This is a genomic window from Sphingobium lignivorans (assembly GCF_014203955.1).
Taxonomy (GTDB): Bacteria; Pseudomonadota; Alphaproteobacteria; order Sphingomonadales; family Sphingomonadaceae; genus Sphingobium; species Sphingobium lignivorans.
Genome location: NZ_JACHKA010000001.1, coordinates 100,258 through 116,791 on the forward strand (window position 1 = coordinate 100,258; position 16,534 = coordinate 116,791).

General features: G+C 65.3%; 19 protein-coding genes. 7 read left to right on the forward strand and 12 right to left on the reverse strand.

The genetic code is table 11. The annotated features are described in order from the left end of the window. Positions 1–41: 41 nt before the first annotated feature. The 6 genes from HNP60_RS00470 to HNP60_RS00495 form a co-directional block, all read right to left on the reverse strand. On the reverse strand, positions 42–608 hold the full coding sequence (locus HNP60_RS00470; protein ID WP_184148847.1) for an HdeD family acid-resistance protein: 567 nt from the start codon (positions 606–608) through the stop codon (positions 42–44). 21 nt (positions 609–629) lie between these two features. Further along, positions 630–1,763 carry an AI-2E family transporter gene (locus tag HNP60_RS00475; RefSeq protein WP_184148850.1) on the reverse strand — a complete coding sequence of 378 codons (1,134 nt, stop codon included), beginning with the start codon at positions 1,761–1,763 and terminating at the stop codon, positions 630–632. 149 nt (positions 1,764–1,912) lie between these two features. After that, positions 1,913–2,263, reverse strand: a complete 351-nt coding sequence (locus HNP60_RS00480) for an arsenate reductase (RefSeq protein WP_184148853.1) — start codon at positions 2,261–2,263, stop codon at positions 1,913–1,915. Beyond that, complete coding sequence (locus tag HNP60_RS00485) at positions 2,260–2,748, reverse strand: GFA family protein (protein ID WP_184148856.1); 489 nt, start codon at positions 2,746–2,748, stop codon at positions 2,260–2,262. The genes HNP60_RS00480 and HNP60_RS00485 overlap by 4 nt, the downstream gene beginning before the upstream one ends. Beyond that, the gene (locus HNP60_RS00490; RefSeq protein WP_014074464.1) at positions 2,745–3,179 is read right to left on the reverse strand and encodes an RrF2 family transcriptional regulator; all 435 of its coding nucleotides are present in this window, start codon (positions 3,177–3,179) and stop codon (positions 2,745–2,747) included. Before HNP60_RS00490 ends, HNP60_RS00485 begins: the two co-directional genes overlap by 4 nt. 196 nt (positions 3,180–3,375) lie before the next feature. After that, positions 3,376–4,749 carry a class II 3-deoxy-7-phosphoheptulonate synthase gene (locus HNP60_RS00495; protein WP_184051729.1) on the reverse strand — a complete coding sequence of 458 codons (1,374 nt, stop codon included), beginning with the start codon at positions 4,747–4,749 and terminating at the stop codon, positions 3,376–3,378. Between the two features lie 95 nt (positions 4,750–4,844). Here HNP60_RS00495 and HNP60_RS19785 point away from each other — a divergent pair, with 95 nt between their 5' ends. From HNP60_RS19785 to HNP60_RS00505, 3 genes are read left to right on the forward strand one after another with little or no spacing between them, the layout of a single operon-like run. Continuing rightward, entirely contained in the window at positions 4,845–4,970 is a 126-nt protein-coding gene (locus HNP60_RS19785) for a hypothetical protein (RefSeq protein ID WP_260394581.1), read from the forward strand. A gap of 13 nt (positions 4,971–4,983) precedes the next feature. Then, the gene (locus tag HNP60_RS00500; protein ID WP_184051727.1) at positions 4,984–5,250 is read left to right on the forward strand and encodes a helix-turn-helix domain-containing protein; all 267 of its coding nucleotides are present in this window, start codon (positions 4,984–4,986) and stop codon (positions 5,248–5,250) included. Further along, positions 5,247–6,971, forward strand: a complete 1,725-nt coding sequence (locus HNP60_RS00505) for a SulP family inorganic anion transporter (RefSeq protein ID WP_184148859.1) — start codon at positions 5,247–5,249, stop codon at positions 6,969–6,971. Before HNP60_RS00500 ends, HNP60_RS00505 begins: the two co-directional genes overlap by 4 nt. Positions 6,972–6,996: 25 nt before the next feature. Here HNP60_RS00505 and HNP60_RS00510 read toward each other — a convergent pair whose 3' ends face one another. The 5 genes from HNP60_RS00510 to thrS form a co-directional block, all read right to left on the reverse strand. After that, positions 6,997–7,956: a D-2-hydroxyacid dehydrogenase gene (locus HNP60_RS00510; protein ID WP_184148862.1), complete on the reverse strand. Its 960-nt coding sequence runs from the start codon at positions 7,954–7,956 to the stop codon at positions 6,997–6,999. After that, on the reverse strand, positions 7,946–9,421 hold the full coding sequence (gene cysS, locus HNP60_RS00515) for a cysteine--tRNA ligase (RefSeq protein WP_184148865.1): 1,476 nt from the start codon (positions 9,419–9,421) through the stop codon (positions 7,946–7,948). The genes HNP60_RS00510 and cysS overlap by 11 nt, the downstream gene beginning before the upstream one ends. Positions 9,422–9,574: 153 nt before the next feature. Then, the gene (locus HNP60_RS00520; RefSeq protein ID WP_260394582.1) at positions 9,575–10,285 is read right to left on the reverse strand and encodes a PEPxxWA-CTERM sorting domain-containing protein; all 711 of its coding nucleotides are present in this window, start codon (positions 10,283–10,285) and stop codon (positions 9,575–9,577) included. A 156-nt stretch (positions 10,286–10,441) separates the two neighbouring features. Next, complete coding sequence (gene infC / locus HNP60_RS00525) at positions 10,442–10,978, reverse strand: translation initiation factor IF-3 (protein ID WP_014074472.1); 537 nt, start codon at positions 10,976–10,978, stop codon at positions 10,442–10,444. 281 nt (positions 10,979–11,259) lie between these two features. Continuing rightward, positions 11,260–13,263: a threonine--tRNA ligase gene (gene thrS / locus HNP60_RS00530; protein WP_014074473.1), complete on the reverse strand. Its 2,004-nt coding sequence runs from the start codon at positions 13,261–13,263 to the stop codon at positions 11,260–11,262. 390 nt (positions 13,264–13,653) lie between these two features. Here thrS and HNP60_RS00535 point away from each other — a divergent pair, with 390 nt between their 5' ends. The 3 genes from HNP60_RS00535 to HNP60_RS00545 are packed head-to-tail and all read left to right on the forward strand — an operon-like array spanning position 13,654 to position 14,444. After that, positions 13,654–13,833 carry a hypothetical protein gene (locus tag HNP60_RS00535; RefSeq protein WP_184148868.1) on the forward strand — a complete coding sequence of 60 codons (180 nt, stop codon included), beginning with the start codon at positions 13,654–13,656 and terminating at the stop codon, positions 13,831–13,833. 3 nt (positions 13,834–13,836) lie between these two features. Continuing rightward, the gene (locus HNP60_RS00540) at positions 13,837–14,256 is read left to right on the forward strand and encodes a hypothetical protein (protein ID WP_184148871.1); all 420 of its coding nucleotides are present in this window, start codon (positions 13,837–13,839) and stop codon (positions 14,254–14,256) included. Continuing rightward, the gene (locus HNP60_RS00545) at positions 14,253–14,444 is read left to right on the forward strand and encodes a helix-turn-helix transcriptional regulator (RefSeq protein WP_014074476.1); all 192 of its coding nucleotides are present in this window, start codon (positions 14,253–14,255) and stop codon (positions 14,442–14,444) included. Before HNP60_RS00540 ends, HNP60_RS00545 begins: the two co-directional genes overlap by 4 nt. 25 nt (positions 14,445–14,469) lie before the next feature. On the opposite strand, the gene HNP60_RS00550 is transcribed toward HNP60_RS00545, so the two are convergent. Continuing rightward, positions 14,470–15,207 (reverse strand): methyltransferase domain-containing protein, encoded by a 738-nt coding sequence (locus HNP60_RS00550; protein WP_184148874.1) that lies wholly within the window; start codon positions 15,205–15,207, stop codon positions 14,470–14,472. Positions 15,208–15,406: 199 nt separating this feature from the next. Here HNP60_RS00550 and HNP60_RS00555 point away from each other — a divergent pair, with 199 nt between their 5' ends. Further along, entirely contained in the window at positions 15,407–16,465 is a 1,059-nt protein-coding gene (locus tag HNP60_RS00555; RefSeq protein ID WP_184148877.1) for a YjgN family protein, read from the forward strand. Positions 16,466–16,534: the final 69 nt, after the last annotated feature.

The window sequence follows — 16,534 nt, forward strand, 5'->3', positions numbered from 1 at the left end:
TGGCTCGATCGTCAACCGCCTTATGGCAAAAGACGGTCGGTTCAGGCGGCTGTGCTCGTCGAAACCTTCCGCAGGCCGAGGCCCAGAAGGACGAGAAACAGACCCCTGAACAGGAAGCTGATTCCGACGATGATGGCGAGGAACGCCAGACTCGGCACGGGGCCCGAGAGGAGCAGGATCGCGCCCAGCACCAGATCGAGCAGGCCGAGGAACAGCCGCCACCAGCGGTCCACCGGAAAGCGCGCGGCCGTGACCAGTTGCATGACGCCGGACACCACCAGCCAGAAACCGATCGCCCAGACGAGCGACAGCGCGCCGAGAAGAGGTGCGAAGAGGATGCTGGCGCCGGCAAGAAGTGCGAGGATGCCCAGGATGAGTTCAATCCACCGTCCGCGCCGGGACAGCGACGAAATGGCGGACGCGATGGCGGCGACGCCATAGACGATCAGGACGAGCGCGAGGATGATGCCCGTTGCCAGGCCCGTGGCGATCGGATTGGTGAGCGCGAGAACGCCGATCAGGATCACGAGGACACCATATGCCACGATCCAGCCCCAGCCGGTGCGCAGGGGAGGATCACCGGGAATGGGCGATTCGTTGGTTGCCATGAACCTGTTTCCTCCGTGCGCTCAGAGTGTATCGACTGGTCGAGACCCCGCTGACGACTCGGCGGCGTCGCCCGGCACCATAGCGCTTTGCTCGGGCGCGCGCATGTCCGACACGATCGTCCATGTCGCGATGAACAGGGCCGCGATGACAGGGCCGATCACGACACCGCTGAAGCCGAACAACTCGATGCCGCCCAGCGTCGAGATGAGCACGACATAATCGGGAAGGCGCGTGTCCCTGCCGACGAGAATGGGGCGCAGGAGATTGTCGACCAGTCCGATCACGAACAGGCCGCACAGGACCAGGATGATCGACTTGACGATGGCGCCGCTCACGAAAAGATAGATCGATACCGGGACCCAGACGAGGCCGGTGCCGATCGCCGGAAGCAGCGAAAAGAACCCCATGAGGACGCCCCAGAGAAGCGCGCCTTCCACCCCGAGCACCCAGAAGACGAGCCCCCCGATCAGCCCCTGAAGGATGGCGACGACGATGCTTCCCTTGATCGTCGCGCGGATGACCAGCACGAACTGCTTCAACAGCGCTTCGCGCTGGGCGAGGCGCAGCGGTGTGCTGTTCATCAGCCGTCGCGACAGATCGTCGCCATCCCGCAGGAGGAAGAAGGTGAGGTAGAGCATCACGCTGAGCGCGATGAGGAAGCTGAAGGCACCCTGGCCGATCACCACCGCCTGCGCCGCCAGAACGCGCAATATGTCGGCGATGCCGGCATTGAGCCTCGCGCGGGCGGCTTCGAAGTCGGCGAAGCCGAGCCGTTCGAGCACACCCACTGCCCAGTCGGGGAGATTGTCACGCAGGCGCGAGAACAGCATCGCAAAGTCGATCTCGCCAGATTGGATGCGCCCATAGAACAAGGTCGCTTCCTGGATCAGCGCCATGCTGAGCAGGATCGCCGGCACGATCACCATGGCCACGATCAGCACAAGCGTGATGGCCGCGCTGGTGTTCGGCCGGCGCGGGAAAGCCGCAAGCAGGCGGTGATAGACCGGCGTGAAGAGGATGGCAGCGATCACGCCCCAGAGAATCGCCACGAAGAAGGGCTCGATGAGCAAGGCGAATGCAACAGTGACGAGCAGGACAAGGCCCAGGAAGAAGCCGTCCTCTACGCGCATTCCGGGGCGGGCCTGAGGCTCCATGGGCTCACTTTCAATCCGTTCCTGCCGGGAACCGGATGGGCTCCTGCGGCGACATCATCCCAAACGCGCATAAAAGGCAATCGGCTTCCGGGCGAAGCGATCTTCCCGGACATGACAGCGGGAAGGCCGCGCGCATCACCGCGTCATGCTCAGGATGCCAGTTCGCGCTCCCAGATCGCCGGCCCGAACCCGACCAGCAGGTGATCCAGCCCCGTCACCACCGGCCGCTTGATGAGGGACGGGCGCGCCACCATCAGGGCGATGGCCTTCGCTTCGTCGATGGCTTCCCTGTCTTCCTCGGGCAGCTTGCGGAACGTCGTGCCGGCCCGGTTGAGAAGGGCCTCCCACCCGGCCTGCTCGACCCAGCCCCGCAGTTCCGCGGGTTCAGGCGGCGCTTTCTTGTAGTCGCGAAAACTATAGGCAATGCCCTTCCCGGCCAGCCATGCGCGGGCCTTCTTCACGGTGTCGCAGTTGGGAATGCCATGCAGGGTGATCGTCATGGGGCCGGCCATTGCTCCGTATCGTGGTCGGGATGCTGGTGATTGCTGGCGCGGATGATCGGCGCTTCCTCGACCATGTCGTCCTCGGTCGCGCCGTGGTCCGGCAGCGTGGCGAGATGATCGATGAAGGGAAGGCGCCCTTCCATGCCGACTTGCGTCCGGGGCGGGGCCAGCGCGGGATCGTCGAGCGATCCGAGCGTGAGGGCGGTGCGCCCGCTGGTCTTGCCGCGATAGAAAAGCGGCGTGCCGCAGCGCGCGCAGAAGCCTCGTTCCGCGAGATCGGACGACGCGAAGACCGCAGGGGTGCCGCGCGTCCAGGTGAGACTGTCATTAGGGGCGCCGACCAGAGCGGCGAAGACATTGCCCACCGCCTTCTGGCACATGCGGCAATGGCAGATATGGGAATTGTCCAGCAATTGCCCGGCGCGGTAGCGCACCGCGCCGCACTGGCATCCTCCGGTCGCGATGATGTCGAGGCGCTTCATGCGAGCGCATCGGTGCTGACATCCTCGAACTTGTCGGCCAGCGTCAGCCTGTCGAGGATCGCGGCCGTCTCGTCACGGACCTTGAGCATGATCCGCCGCAGTTCGCATTCGTCTTCCGGCAGGCAGTTCTTGCAAGGCTGGTGCGCATAGCGGCTGGCGCAGGGGACAAGGGCGAGCGCACCGTCGGTCAGGCGGAAGATGTCGCCATAGCGGATATCGATCGGCGCGAGGGCGAGCCAGTAGCCGCCGTCACGCCCCCGGCGCGTCGCGACCAGCCCGGCCCGGCTCAGCTCGGAGAGAATGACGGTGAGAAACTTGGCGGGTATGTTCTGCGCCGCGGCGATGTCCGCAAGCTGGATCGGCCCCTCGCCATAGTGCCGCGCAAGATGCTGAAGCGCGCGGATCGAGTAGCGAGTGCGTTGCGAAAGCATACCAACCTATTTGGCAGAGAATGCGTCCGGTGCAAGGGGTTTGGCCGAATTTCAGCCATCATGCGCGCGCGGAGTGCCCTGTGGCCGCCCCGCTTCGCTTGCCCGAAAACGTGCTGAGCGCCTTCCGTTGGCTCGGACGATCCGCCTGACGGGCGCTATCGCGTACGAAGCGCCCGTCAGGCGTCCGGATCTGTTCTCAGGCGGCCTGCTTGCGCCGCTCGGCCAGTTCGTCGTTCAGCATCTCTGCCAGCAGGAACGCCAGTTCGAGGCTTTGCGCCGCGTTGAGGCGGGGATCGCAATGCGTATGGTAGCGATCGGCCAGGCTCTGCTCCGTCACGTCGACGGCGCCACCGGTGCATTCCGTGACATTCTGGCCGGTCATTTCCGCATGGATGCCGCCGCCGAAGCTGCCTTCCGCGCGATGCACGGCGAAGAAGCCGCGCACTTCGGCGAGAATCCGCTCGAAGGGGCGCGTCTTGTAGCCGGTCGCGGCCTTGATGACATTGCCGTGCATCGGATCGCAGGACCAGACCACCGGATGCCCCTCCCGCATCACAGCGCGCACGAGCGGGGGCAGGCCGGCCTCGATCTTGTCATGGCCATAGCGCGTGATGAGCGTGATCCGGCCCGCTTCGCGCGCGGGATTGAGCAGGTCGAGCAGGCGCAGCAGCACGTCGGGCTGCAGGCTGGGGCCGACCTTCATGCCGATCGGATTGCCGATGCCGCGCAGATACTCGACATGTGCCGAGCCCTCGAAGCGCGTGCGATCGCCGATCCACAGCATGTGCGCGCTGGTATCGTACCAGTCGCCCGTGAGCGAATCCTGCCGGGTCAGCGCCTGCTCATAGGGCAGGAGCAAGGCTTCGTGGCTGGTATAGAAGCTGGTGCCGCCAAGCTGCGGCACCGTCTCGGGTGACAGACCGCAAGCCTTCATGAAATCCAGCGTTTCGCCAATGCGATCCGCCATTTCCCGGAACTTCTTCGCCCAGGGACTGCGGCCCATGAAATCGAGCATCCAGCCATGCACCCGGTCGAGGCTGGCATAGCCGCCGGTGGAGAAGGCGCGCAGCAGATTGAGCGTCGCGGCCGACTGGTTGTAGGCGCGAATCATGCGCGCCGGGTCCGGCTCGCGGCCCTCGGCCGTGAAAGCGATGTCGTTCACATTGTCGCCGCGATAGCTGGGCAGCTCCACGCCACCCACGGACTCGGTCGCGGACGAACGGGGCTTGGCGAACTGCCCGGCCATGCGGCCGACCTTCACCACCGGCAGCTTGCTGGCAAAAGTGAGCACCACCGCCATCTGCAGCAACACGCGGAACGTATCGCGGATATTGTTCGGGTGGAACTCGGCGAAGCTCTCCGCGCAATCGCCGCCCTGCAGCAGAAACGCCTCGCCATTGGCGACTTTCGCCAGATCCGCGGTGAGATGACGCGCCTCTCCGGCGAAGACCAGCGGCGGGAAATTGCCAAGCTGAGCCTCGGCCGCGGCCAGTGCCGCGGCGTCGCGATAGTCGGGCATTTGCAGCCCCTCATGATCCCGCCAGCTTGCGGGGTTCCAGTTCGCCGTCATCGCCGAAAAAACTCCGTGCACGGTGCCGAGCGCCCAAGATGGGGCGCGCCGGACCGGGGGCAAGCCCCTACGCCTTCGGCGTGTCGGAAGCAAGGATGCTGCTGCGCACCCGCAGCATGGCGAGCGGGCAGGGCCAAGCGCCGCCCGGAGCCATGCGTCAACTGCAAGACCGCACTCCAGAATTGCAAACTGATATTCTGGATATCAATTGTCTGTCTTGATACATGAAGCGTCATGATGACGTCTGCCCAGATGCGCGCGGCTCGTGCCTTGCTCGGCATGGATCAGCGCCAGCTTGCCCAGCTCTCCGGGGTTTCGCTGCCGACGATCCGGCGCATGGAAGCCAGCGATGGCAATGTGCGCGGCAATGTCGACAGCCTCGTCAAGGTGGTGGACGCGCTCAGCGCGGCCGGGGTGGATCTCATCGGTGACGGCGCGCCGAGCCCCGATGGCGGTCGCGGCGTCCGGCTGAAGCCTCGCAAGGGAGCAAACGGATCATGAAGCCCAGCGTGGCCGCCCCCAGCTTTGCGGAACTCTTCACGCCCAAGCTCGTCACCGTGCTGCGGGAAGGCTATGATGCGCGCGGCCTCAAAGCGGACGCGGTCGCGGGCCTGACGGTCGCCATCGTCGCCCTGCCGCTCTCCATGGCCATTGCTATCGCATCTGGTGTCGGCCCCGAGCGCGGCCTCTACACCGCGATCATCGGCGGGTTCATCGTCTCGATGCTGGGGGGCAGCCGTTTCCAGATCGGCGGCCCGGCGGGCGCCTTCATCGTTCTCATCGCCGCCACGGTCGCGCGGCATGGCGTGGACGGCCTGCTGATCGCGACCTTCCTGTCCGGCCTCATGCTCATGGCGGCGGGCTGGCTGCGGCTCGGCACGTTCGTGAAGTTCATACCTTATCCCGTGACGGTAGGCTTCACGGCCGGGATCGGCATCATCATCCTGGCCAGCCAGCTCAAGGACCTGATGGGCCTCACGCTCGCGGGACCGGAGCCCGGCGAACTGCTGCCCAAGCTGCAGGCACTGGGCGCGGCCCTGCCCACGGTGAACGCGGCGGCGCTCGGCCTTGCTCTGGCGGCCATCGCCATCATCCTCGCCTGCCGGAAATGGCGGCCGCACTGGCCGGCCTATCTCATCGCCGTGGTCGCAACCGCCCTGCTGGCCACGCTCGTGAACCTGCCGGTGGAAACCATCGGCTCCCGGTTCGGCGAAATCCCGCGCGGCCTGCCCGCGCCGGGATTGCCCGATCTTTCCCTGAGTCGCGTGGTGGAGCTTCTGCCGACGGCCCTGTCCTTCACGCTGCTGGGCGCGATCGAGAGCCTGCTCTCCGCCGTGGTGGCGGACAGCATGAGCGGGCGGCGGCACCGGTCCAATTGCGAGCTGGTGGCGCAGGGTGCGGCCAATTGCGCCAGTGCGCTGTTCGGCGGGATGTGCGTGACGGGCACGATCGCGCGCACGGCCACCAATGTCCGGGCAGGGGCGCGGGGCCCGGTGTCGGGCATGCTGCACGCGGTGTTCCTGCTCGTCTTCATGCTCGTCGCCGCCCCGCTCGCAAGCTACATTCCGCTTGCTGCCCTCGCCGGCCTGCTGGCGACGGTCGCTTGGAACATGGTCGAGCGCGATCATATCGCCACGCTCGTGCGCGCCTCGCGCGGGGATGCGCTGGTGCTGGCGGTCACTTTCCTGCTGGTGGTGCTCGAGGATCTCAGCCTCGGCATTCTCGTGGGCTTCAGTCTCGGTACGCTGATCTTCCTCAACCGCATGGCGCAGGCAGTGGAAGTGGAGACCGGCAGTCCCCTCGTGGAAACCGACCGCGCGGACGATGAACGGACCGGCGGGCGATCAGGCTATGAGCCCGCCCCGATCGCCGATCAGGACATCGCCCTTTGCCGCATCTCGGGCGCCTTCTTCTTCGGCGCGGCCGGCGCGGTCTCCGCCATGCTGGACCGGCTAGACGAGCATCCGCGTGCCTATGTCATCAACATGGCAGACGTGCCGATGCTCGATTCGACCGGCGCCGCGACCATGGAGGCCTTTGCGCGCAAGGCGGCTCAGCGCGGCGCGGCGCTCTACATCGCCGGTGCGCGCCCGGCCGTCCGCCGCGCTCTTCTGAGCCATGGCATCCGCCCGCCCCATGTCCACTATCGCGCGAACATGAAGGACGCCATCGAAGCGGCCCGACTGGCGAAAGTGAGCGGCGAAGAAGAAACGCTGCATTGATGAGGCGGGGTGCGCCCGCCAGCCCTCAGTATCCCCGGCTCAGGTCAACGACATGCTCGAGCGGCTCGCCGGCGAGATAATGGCGCAGATTCTTCAGAAAGCGCTGGGCACCCCGGCGGAAAGCGCTGGTCTGGCTCTGGCCGGACAGGTGCATGGTGACAAGCAGGTTCGGCGCATCCCATAGCGGGTCTTCCGGAGGCAGCGGCTCCGGCGTGGTCACGTCGAGGAAGGCGCTGCCGATCGCGCCGGACCGCAACGCCTCGATCAGCGCGGGCTGATCGACAAGTTCGCCCCGGGCGATGTTGATGAGCCGGGCATCGGCCTTCATGGTGGCGATCTCCGCCGCGCCGATCATCGCGTGTGTCTCGTCCGTGCTGGGGGCTGCAAGGATCACGATGTCGAATTCGCCAAGGCGGGGGCGCCAGTCGTCCGGCCCGATCACGCCGGGATCGCCGGAGTCCGCGGACCGCCGTACGCCAGTCACGTCGACGCCGAAGGCCCGCAGCCGCGTGCCGATCTCGCGTCCGATCGCGCCATAGCCGATGATGAGCGCCTTCGCGCCCAGCAGCTCGAACGAACCGGGCGGCCCGCTGCGGATCCAAGCCTTGCGATCATGGGCGCGGACCACCTCGTCCAGCCGCTTGGCGAGGGTGAGCACGCCAAGCACGGCATAATCGGCAATGACATCGGGCATGAGGCCATTGCCATTGGTGAAGATCTGCCCGCGCTCGCGGATTTCCTTCACCGGAAAAGCGTCGAGTCCGACGGTGACGGTGTTGATCCACCGGGCAGACGTCGCGGCGCGAGGGCCCTGGACATAGGCGCCCGATGCCCAGTCGTCGAACCAGCCGATCTCGGCTTCCGGCGCAAGCGCGAGGCATTCCTCGAGCGTCGAGAAGCCCCTGATCTCCACGCCCTCCGGCAGCATGGCCGAAAGCTGGGCGCGATAGCGCTCGGGAAAGACGATCAGAGGCTTATGTGCCATGCTCCAGCTTCCACTCCCATCCCAGCGGATCGCCATCCATCACCTCGACTCCGGACGCGATGAGCGAATCGCGGATCGAATCGGATGTGGCGAAATCCTTTGCCGCGCGCGCCTCTTTCCGCTGCGCCAGAGCCGCATCGATGTCGGCTTCCGCGATGGTAGCGGCTGTGGGGCGCAACCGCAGCGCCGTGCGGTCGAGCGTGAGAAGATCGAGCCCGAACACCGCGTCCATCCGCTCGATCAGCGCGCGCTTTTCCTCGGCCGGCACTTTCTTCATCGCGATCGCTTCCTCGACGACGATGAGCGCGGCCGGCGTGTTCAGATCATCGCTCAGCGCCTCGTCGAACCGCGCCAGCAGGGGCGCCAGGCGGGGATGCGTCACGGCGTCCGCCGCGTCCACGCCCCGGAGCGGTCCGACCGCCATCAGCATACGCTTCAGGCGCGTGAGGGCCGCCGCGAGATTGTCCCAGCTGAATTCCAGTTCCGATCGGTAATGCGCCTGCAGGCACAGCAGCCGGTAGGCCAGCGGGTGATAGCCCCGGTCGACGAGCAACTGCAGCCGCAGGAACTCGCCCGAGGACTTGCTCATCTTGCCGCCGCGATCGATCAGGAAATTATTGTGCATCCAGATGCGGGCGCCGCTGTTCTGGGCGCAATCGAGATGGCCATGATGAGCATCGAAGCCCTGGATCGCCTGATTCTGCGCGATCTCGTTGGGATGATGAATCTCGCGGTGATCGATGCCGCCGGTGTGGATGTCGAACGGCAGGCCGAGCTCGGCCCGGCTCATCACGGAGCATTCGAGATGCCAGCCTGGCGCGCCGCGGCCCCAGGGCGAATCCCATTCCATCTGGCGTGTCTCGCCCGGCGGGGTCCGGCGCCAGATGGCGAAATCCGCGCCATGGCGCTTGCCTTCCACCTGCTCGATCCGGCCCTCGCCTTCTTCCGTGGCCGCGCGCGCCAGCCGGCCATAATCGGCGACGGTCGACACGTCGAAATAGAGGCCCGAGGGCAGCTCGTAGCAATGCGTATCGGCGATGGCTTTCGCCGCCTCGATCATCTGCGGCACATAATCGGTCGCCACCGTCCATTGCGCGGGATCAGACACATTCAGCCATTTGAGGTCGCGTTTGAACTCGGCCGTGTAGAAGGCGGCGATATCCCAGGCCGACTTGCCCTGGCTCGCGGCGGCCTTCTCCATCTTGTCATCGCCCGCATCGGCATCCGACGTGAGATGGCCGACATCGGTGATGTTGATGACATGACGCAGGAGATAGCCTTTGAACCGCAGCGTACGGCCCAGCGTATCCGCGAAGACATAGGCCCGCATGTTGCCGATATGCTGGTAGTTATAGACGGTCGGCCCGCAGCTGTAGACGCGCGCCTCGCCGGGATGGACGGACTCGAACGGCTGCATCGCGCGCGTCAGGCTGTTGAACAGGCGCAGGGGCGTGGCTTGGGTCATGGCGGGCCATGTGAGCGTTGCCGGCGCCAGGGTCAACTCCCGCCCGCAGCGCAGGATGCAGCGACTCCGAAAAGGAAGGCGGCGGCCTGTCCGGCCGCCACCTTCTTCGCCTTCCCGCGCCCGGCTGCGCCAGTCGCGAGCGGGCGCTTTCCTTCAGGCGAAGCTGAGACGGACGCGACGGCGACGGAGCGCACTGCCGACTACGCCCAACCCCGCGATCATCATGGCCCAGCTGGCCGGTTCCGGAACGGCTGCCGGGGGCGGCACATCCTCGATCGCCCGCACGTCGAAGCGGATGTTGTCGAGGCCGACGTCATAAGCATCCGGTCCCCAAACAAGCTTGATGCCATCGGAGAACCAGCCGCTGTCGACGGCGAGCGTGCCGTGGGTGGGATAGAGCGTCGGCGCCGAGCCGGCCGCGATCACCGTGCCGCCCAGCGAGCTGATGTCATAATTGATCGTCTGGCAGCTGCTGCGATTCTGATAGCAACCAAAATCGAGGGAAATCAGCGACACTTCATAGCCGGCCGCTGCGGTGAAGATGATCTCGCTGGCGTGGACCGTCGGCCCCGAGCCGCCCCAGACGATGTTCAGCAGATCGCCGTAGCCGGCCGCCCAGTGCTTGAGGAAGCTCTCATAAGTGACCCCAGTGCTGCTGTTGAAGGACCGGTAGGACACGTCCACCTGCCCGGCGATATCCCCGTAATTCTGGCCAATGGCCGAGCCGTTACCGCAGGCTTCGTTGCCAGCAGCGCCGCAGATATTTCCGCTGAAATCGAGAACCGACACCGCGCCCGCGGCGGAGGGCAGTGCCATCAGGCTGGTGCCTGCCATCGCCGCGAGGACAAAGTTTTTCACAAACATATCAATCTCCCACATCATCAATCTGGAAGGCGCGCATGCACCCCTCCGACAGATCAAGCGGGAAATCGCCGCGAATCGGACCAGCGGTTCCGCACGGACCGCCGTCCCGAATCGAGATTGCGCAAATTTCTGGTGGCCGGCGCGGCGAATGGCGCCTTATTTGGGCGCCAGCACCATGAGCATCTGGCGACCTTCCATGCGGGGATAGGCCTCGACCTTGGCAATCTCGGTCACGTTCTCGGCAACGCGCTGAAGCAGCGCCATCCCGAGTTGCTGGTGCGCCAGCTCACGGCCGCGAAACCGCAGCGTGATCTTGACCTTGTCGCCCTCGCCGATGAAGTCGTGGACCTTCTTCATCTTCGTATCATAATCATGATCGTCGATGTTCGGACGCATCTTGATCTCTTTGAGTTCCTGCGTCTTCTGGGTCTTGCGAGCGATATTGGCCTTTTTCTGGGCCTCATATTTGTACTTGCCGATGTCGAGAAACTTGCAGACCGGCGGATCCGCCGTCGGCGAGACCTCGACGAGGTCGAGGCCAACATCGGCTGCCTGCTCCATCGCCTCGCGCGTGAACATCACGCCGAGATTTTCACCATTCTCATCAATGACGCGCACCTTGGGCACATTGATGAATTCATTGTAGCGCGGGCCGTTGAGCGGCGGGGGCGGCGCCATCGGGCGGCGCATCATTGGGGGACGTATAGCCAGTTCTCCTTTAATGACAGTTCGAGGCCTCTTAACTTAACGATTTTCGATGGCAACTGAAAGAGGCGTGCTACGCAAGGCACGCCGGTGCGGCGCGATAGCAACAGTGCGTTAATGAGCCGCCAAGATGCCGCGCGCCATCTCCCCATATAGGAATGATGGCGCGCGATTGCGAGACATCCGGCGGACATGCCGGCGTGGCGCCGATCGCCCGCGATCCTTCGATGACGTCCGGCGCCGGACGAGGCTCGCCGGCGCGCGGACGCCTATCGCAGATCGGGCGGCGTCGCTTCGGCGACGAGCATGGCGATGAGATCGTCCACCTTCATGACCTTCTGATGCTCGTCTGAGCCGAGTCGGCGCAGGGCCACGGTCCCTTCCTCAGCCTCGCGGCGGCCCACGACCAGCAGGTTGGGAACCTTGGCAAGGCTGTGCTCACGCACCTTGTAATTGATCTTCTCGTTGCGCAGGTCCGTCTCGACGCGCAGGCCCGCCGCCTGCATCCTGGCGGCGACGTCCTTGGCATAGTCGTCCGCATCCGAGACGATGGTGGCGACAACGGCCTGCACCGGGGCAAGCCACATCGGGAACTTGCCGGCATGGTGCTCGATGAGAATGCCGATGAAGCGTTCATAGCTGCCCAGGATGGCGCGGTGGAGCATTACCGGGCGATGGCGCTCGCCATCCTCGCCGACATAGCTGGCGTCGAGCCGCTCGGGCAGCACCGTGTCCGTCTGGATGGTGCCGACCTGCCATGTGCGTCCGATCGCGTCGGTCAGGTGGAACTCGAGCTTGGGCGCATAGAAGGCGCCTTCGCCGGGCATTTCCTCCCAGCCCCATTCCGCCGTGTTACGGCCGGTCGCGGCGACTGCGTCCCGCAGGCTCTGCTCGGACCAGTCCCACATCTCGTCCGAACCGAAGCGCTTCTCCGGGCGCAGGGCGAGCTTGATGGCGTAATCCGAGAAGCCGAGGTCCTTGTAGACCACATCGAGCAGGTCGCAGAAGGCGGCCACCTCGCTCACGAGCTGATCCTCTCGGCAGAAGATATGCGCGTCGTCCTGCGTGAACTGGCGCACCCGCATCAGGCCGTGCAGCGCGCCGTGCGGTTCGTTGCGGTGGCAGCAGCCGAACTCGGCCAGGCGCAGCGGCAGGTCGCGATAGGATTTGATGCCCTGCCGGAAGATCAGCACATGCGCCGGGCAGTTCATGGGCTTGAGCGCCATCCATTCCGCGTCCTGCGAGACGACGGGGCCTTCATCCTCGGTATTCGGCGTCTCGTCGGGGATGACGAACATGTTTTCGCGATACTTGCCCCAGTGGCCGCTCTGCTCCCACTGGCGCGCATCCATGATCTGCGGCGTCTTCACTTCCTGATAGCCCGCCGCGTCCAGCCGACGGCGCATATAGGCCTCGAGCTGCCTCCAGATGAGATAGCCCTTGGGGTGCCAGAAGACACTGCCATGCGCTTCCTGCTGGAGATGGAACAGGTCCATCTCCTGCCCGATCTTGCGATGATCGCGCTTCGCCGCTTCCTCCAGCCGATGGAGATGCGCGTCGAGCTGCTTCTTGTTCAGCCAGCCCGTGCCATAGATGCGCGAGAGCATGGCATTGCGCTGGTCGCCGCGCCAGTAAGCGCCGGAGACGCGCGTCAGCTTGAAAGCATTGGGATCGACCTTGCCCGTGGAAGCGAGATGCGGCCCTCGGCACATGTCGAGCCACTCGCCGCCGGACCAGTAGACGGTCAGATCCTCATCGCCCGGCAACTCGGCTGCCCATTCGGCCTTGAAGGATTCGCCCTGCGCGGTCCAGCGCTCGATCAGCGCCTCGCGGCTCCAGACCTCGCGGCGCAGCGGCTTGTCGGCCAGGATGATCTCGCGCATCTTCGCTTCGATGGCGGGCAGGTCGTCCTCCGTGAACGGGCCGTGATCGGCTGGCGGCGCGACGTCGTAATAGAAGCCGTCGTCGGTCGCCGGACCGAAAGTGATCTGCGTGCCGGGGAACAGCGCCTGAACGGCCTCGGCCAGGATATGCGCATAATCGTGGCGCGCGAGCTCCAGCGCATCCTTCTCGTCCTTCGCAGTGACCAGCGCGAGATTGGCGTCCGCCTCTAGGGGGCGCGTGATGTCGACCAGTTCGCCGTCCACCCGGGCCGCGAGAGCTGCCTTTGCGAGCCCCGGACCGATGGCCGCCGCGATCTCCGCCGGCGTCGTGCCCCGCGCCACCTCGCGCTGCGAGCCATCAGGGAGCGTGATCTTCACTAGTTCCGTCATCGGTTTTGTTCCTGTCTGCGGCGATGCGCTTAGGGAAGCGCGGCCGTATTGAAAAGAGGCAGGAAAGGGAGGACGCCGTCCGCTTGCCCATTCCCCCGTCGGATGGGCCTCTGGCGACGTGCGTCAGCGGCGAAGCATGACGCGCGTGCCGAGGCCCCCGGTAGTGGTCCGGGTGATCGTCGTCGACCTGATGAGCGCGAACGGTCTCGGCATGGCCCACAACATAAGGGGAGCACGCCGGTTTGTCACGCCTCCGGCTCCCCTGCGTGGACAGCGACCACGCCGGATGCGCGCCGGTCGGGTCCACGAGGGGCGCAACCTGACAAGGGTGCTTGACATCAAGCATCTAATAGTCAACTATCCTTTACATAGATTCAATGGAGCTTGACTATGACCATTCTGTTCAAGGCGCTTTGCTGGGCGGCCGCGCTGATACTCCTGGCTGTCGGTGCACGGCTCGGCGTCGTGTCCGAGCGTGCGATGCGAGTGCTCATGATCGTCCTGCCGATTATCGCCGTGCTCGCCTTGCGCGGCGGGCGGTGCAGCCATGCCGCTCGCGAAAGGGCCTGAGCCATGGCACGCGCATCCACGAACATCGCCTACCGGCGCTATCTGCGGCGCATGGTGCCGATCAGCCTCGCTTATGTGGCGAGTGTCGCACTCGCCACGCGGCTCATTCCGGATGACGCGCCCGCCGATACCGTCACCATCCTGATCGCGCTGGTGCCCGGCCTTGCCGTCTTCGGCTGGATCTGGGCCATGGCCCGGCTGCTCATCGAGCTGGACGACGAGTATTTGCGTCTGCTCGAAGTGCGCAAATTCCTCGTGGCGACCGGCGTGACTCTCGCGGGCACCAGCATCTGGGGCATGGTGGAACTCTATGCCGACGTGCCCCGCCTGCCGGTCTTCTTTGTCTTCCCGCTCTGGTGCGTGGGCCTTGTCATCGGCCAGATCGTCAATCGCCTGACGCTGGGCGACGGAGGCTGCGCGTGAGAAATCGCCTGAAAGTCCTGCGTGCCGAGCGGGACTGGACGCAGGGCGATCTGGCCGACCGGCTGGCAATCAGCCGACAAAGCGTGAATGCCATCGAGACGGGGAAATATGATCCTTCCCTGCCGCTGGCATTCCGCATCGCCGATCTGTTCGGTCTGCGGATCGAGGAGATCTTCCTGCGCGATTGAAAAGGATGAGCCGCCAGCGGCGGCATCAGTTCTTCTCGAGCACCAGCACATAGCCCATCGGCATGACATCGTGCATGCGCCGGCTGAGCGGCGCCAGTGGCGCGAAGAGCGCGCCGGTCATATAGTGCACGATCCAGGCCGGGAGCGGGAAGCGGCGCGTGTAGACGATCTTGGTGAGCAGATCGCGCACGACATCCAGCCCGCCGGCATAAGCGCGACCCTCCACCACCGCGAAGCCATGACGCGCCGCGAAGTCGCGCAGCTTGTGAATGGTGTAGCGATGATGATCGTGCGGCTCCTCGTGCAGCCAGTAAAGAAACGGCACGCCGATGATCGCTCGCCCACCGGGACGCAGGACGCGCGCCACCTCGGCAAGCAGCCGGTCAGGCTCGCGCAGATGCTCCAGCACGTCGGTGAGCAGCACGGTGTCGAGCGAACCACTGCCGATACGCAGTGGCTCTTCCAGATCCTGCGCGACATCGGGTGCGATGAGCCTGTGTGGTCCGTCCGGGCGATCCACCCACAGCATCGACGTGACGTGCGGCGCGTAGATGCCCGCCAGCGGCGCGTTGCCGCAGCCCAGGTCGGCAAGCGCGCCGCAGGCATATGCACGGATCGCGGCGACATAGCTTTCCAGCGCCTTGTCCGCGGACAGGCGCGAAGCGATGCCGACATGACTGACGGCGCTGCGCCATCGGCCGCGCCGCTCGACGAACTTGCTTGGCCGCCAGCCTCTGGCGACCAGTTCTTCCAACTGGACCATATACCGCCTGATCTGCCCCCTGCGGTCGATTCGTCTGCCGGGCCCCCACCCGACTCTTCCGATATAGCGTCCAAAGCTTAATTGTCGCTGCTTGACAGCGCGCGGGCCGGCGGTGTTCTTCCGCTCGAGGATGCGGCGTCGAGGATGCGGCGTCGAGGATGCGGCGTCGAGGGGGCGGGCGCAGGGGGAAGGACATATCATGGAGGAACCGGACGCCGGCGCGTTCGCATTCACCGGCGACTGGCGAGATTATGCGCCGATCGCCTTCACCAATCTGCTGCTGACCATCGTCACGCTGGGGGTCTATCGCTTCTGGGCGACCACGCGCACCCGGCGCTATCTGTGGAGCCGAACGCGGTTCATCGACGAGCCGCTGGAATGGACGGGCACCGGCATGGAGCTGTTCATCGGCTTCCTGCTGGTGCTGGCGCTGTTCGGCATCCCCCTGCTGTTCCTTCAGTTCGGCATGCAGACGCTCATCTTCAACGGGCAGGCGCGGCTGGCCTTCAGTCTTGCCTTTCTCGCCTTCGCCATGATCTTTTACCTCAGCGGCGTCGCGCGTTTCCGCATGCTGCGTTACCGGCTGAGTCGGACCTGGTGGCACGGCATCCGTGGCGGCAGTGACGAGAAAGGCTGGGCTTATGGCTGGTCCTATGTCTGGCGCTATGTGGTGGCCGCCTTCTCGCTCTACCTGCTGATACCCTGGGCCATGATGTCCCTGTGGAACGACCGCTGGAGCGCGATGAGCTTCGGCCCGTTCCCGTTCCGCGCCAAGGCAGGACCGGGGGCCGTCTTCAAGCGCTTCCTGCTCTTCTATCTGTTGCCTCTCGCCCTGTTCGTCCTGCTGACGATCGCCGGCATCGGCATGCGGGAAGGAGAGACGGCGCTCGATCCCGCGGCTGCGGCGATGATGGGCTTTCTGTTCCTCTTCATCTACGCCGGACTCGGCGTCATCGCGCTCGTCTTCTACGCCAAGTTCTTTCGCGTCGCGGTCGGGGGCATGTCGCTCTCCGGACTGCATTTTCATTTTCGAGCGCGTTCGCGGGACTGGCTCATGCTCATCCTGGGCGACATCGCGCTGGTGGTGCTGACGCTCGGGATCGGGGCGATCTTCCTGTCCTATCGTCACTGGAAGTTCTTCATCACGCATCTCGACGCCACCGGTGAGATCAGCCTGTCCGAGCTCACCCAGTCCACCACGGCGGCACCGAGGCAGGGCGAAGGCCTCGCCGATGCCTTCGACATCGGGGCGATCTGACAAGGGGGTGGGCATGGGATCATCCCGTTCCGGCAATGCATCGCAGGCGGCGCCCGGTGGGCGGAGGGC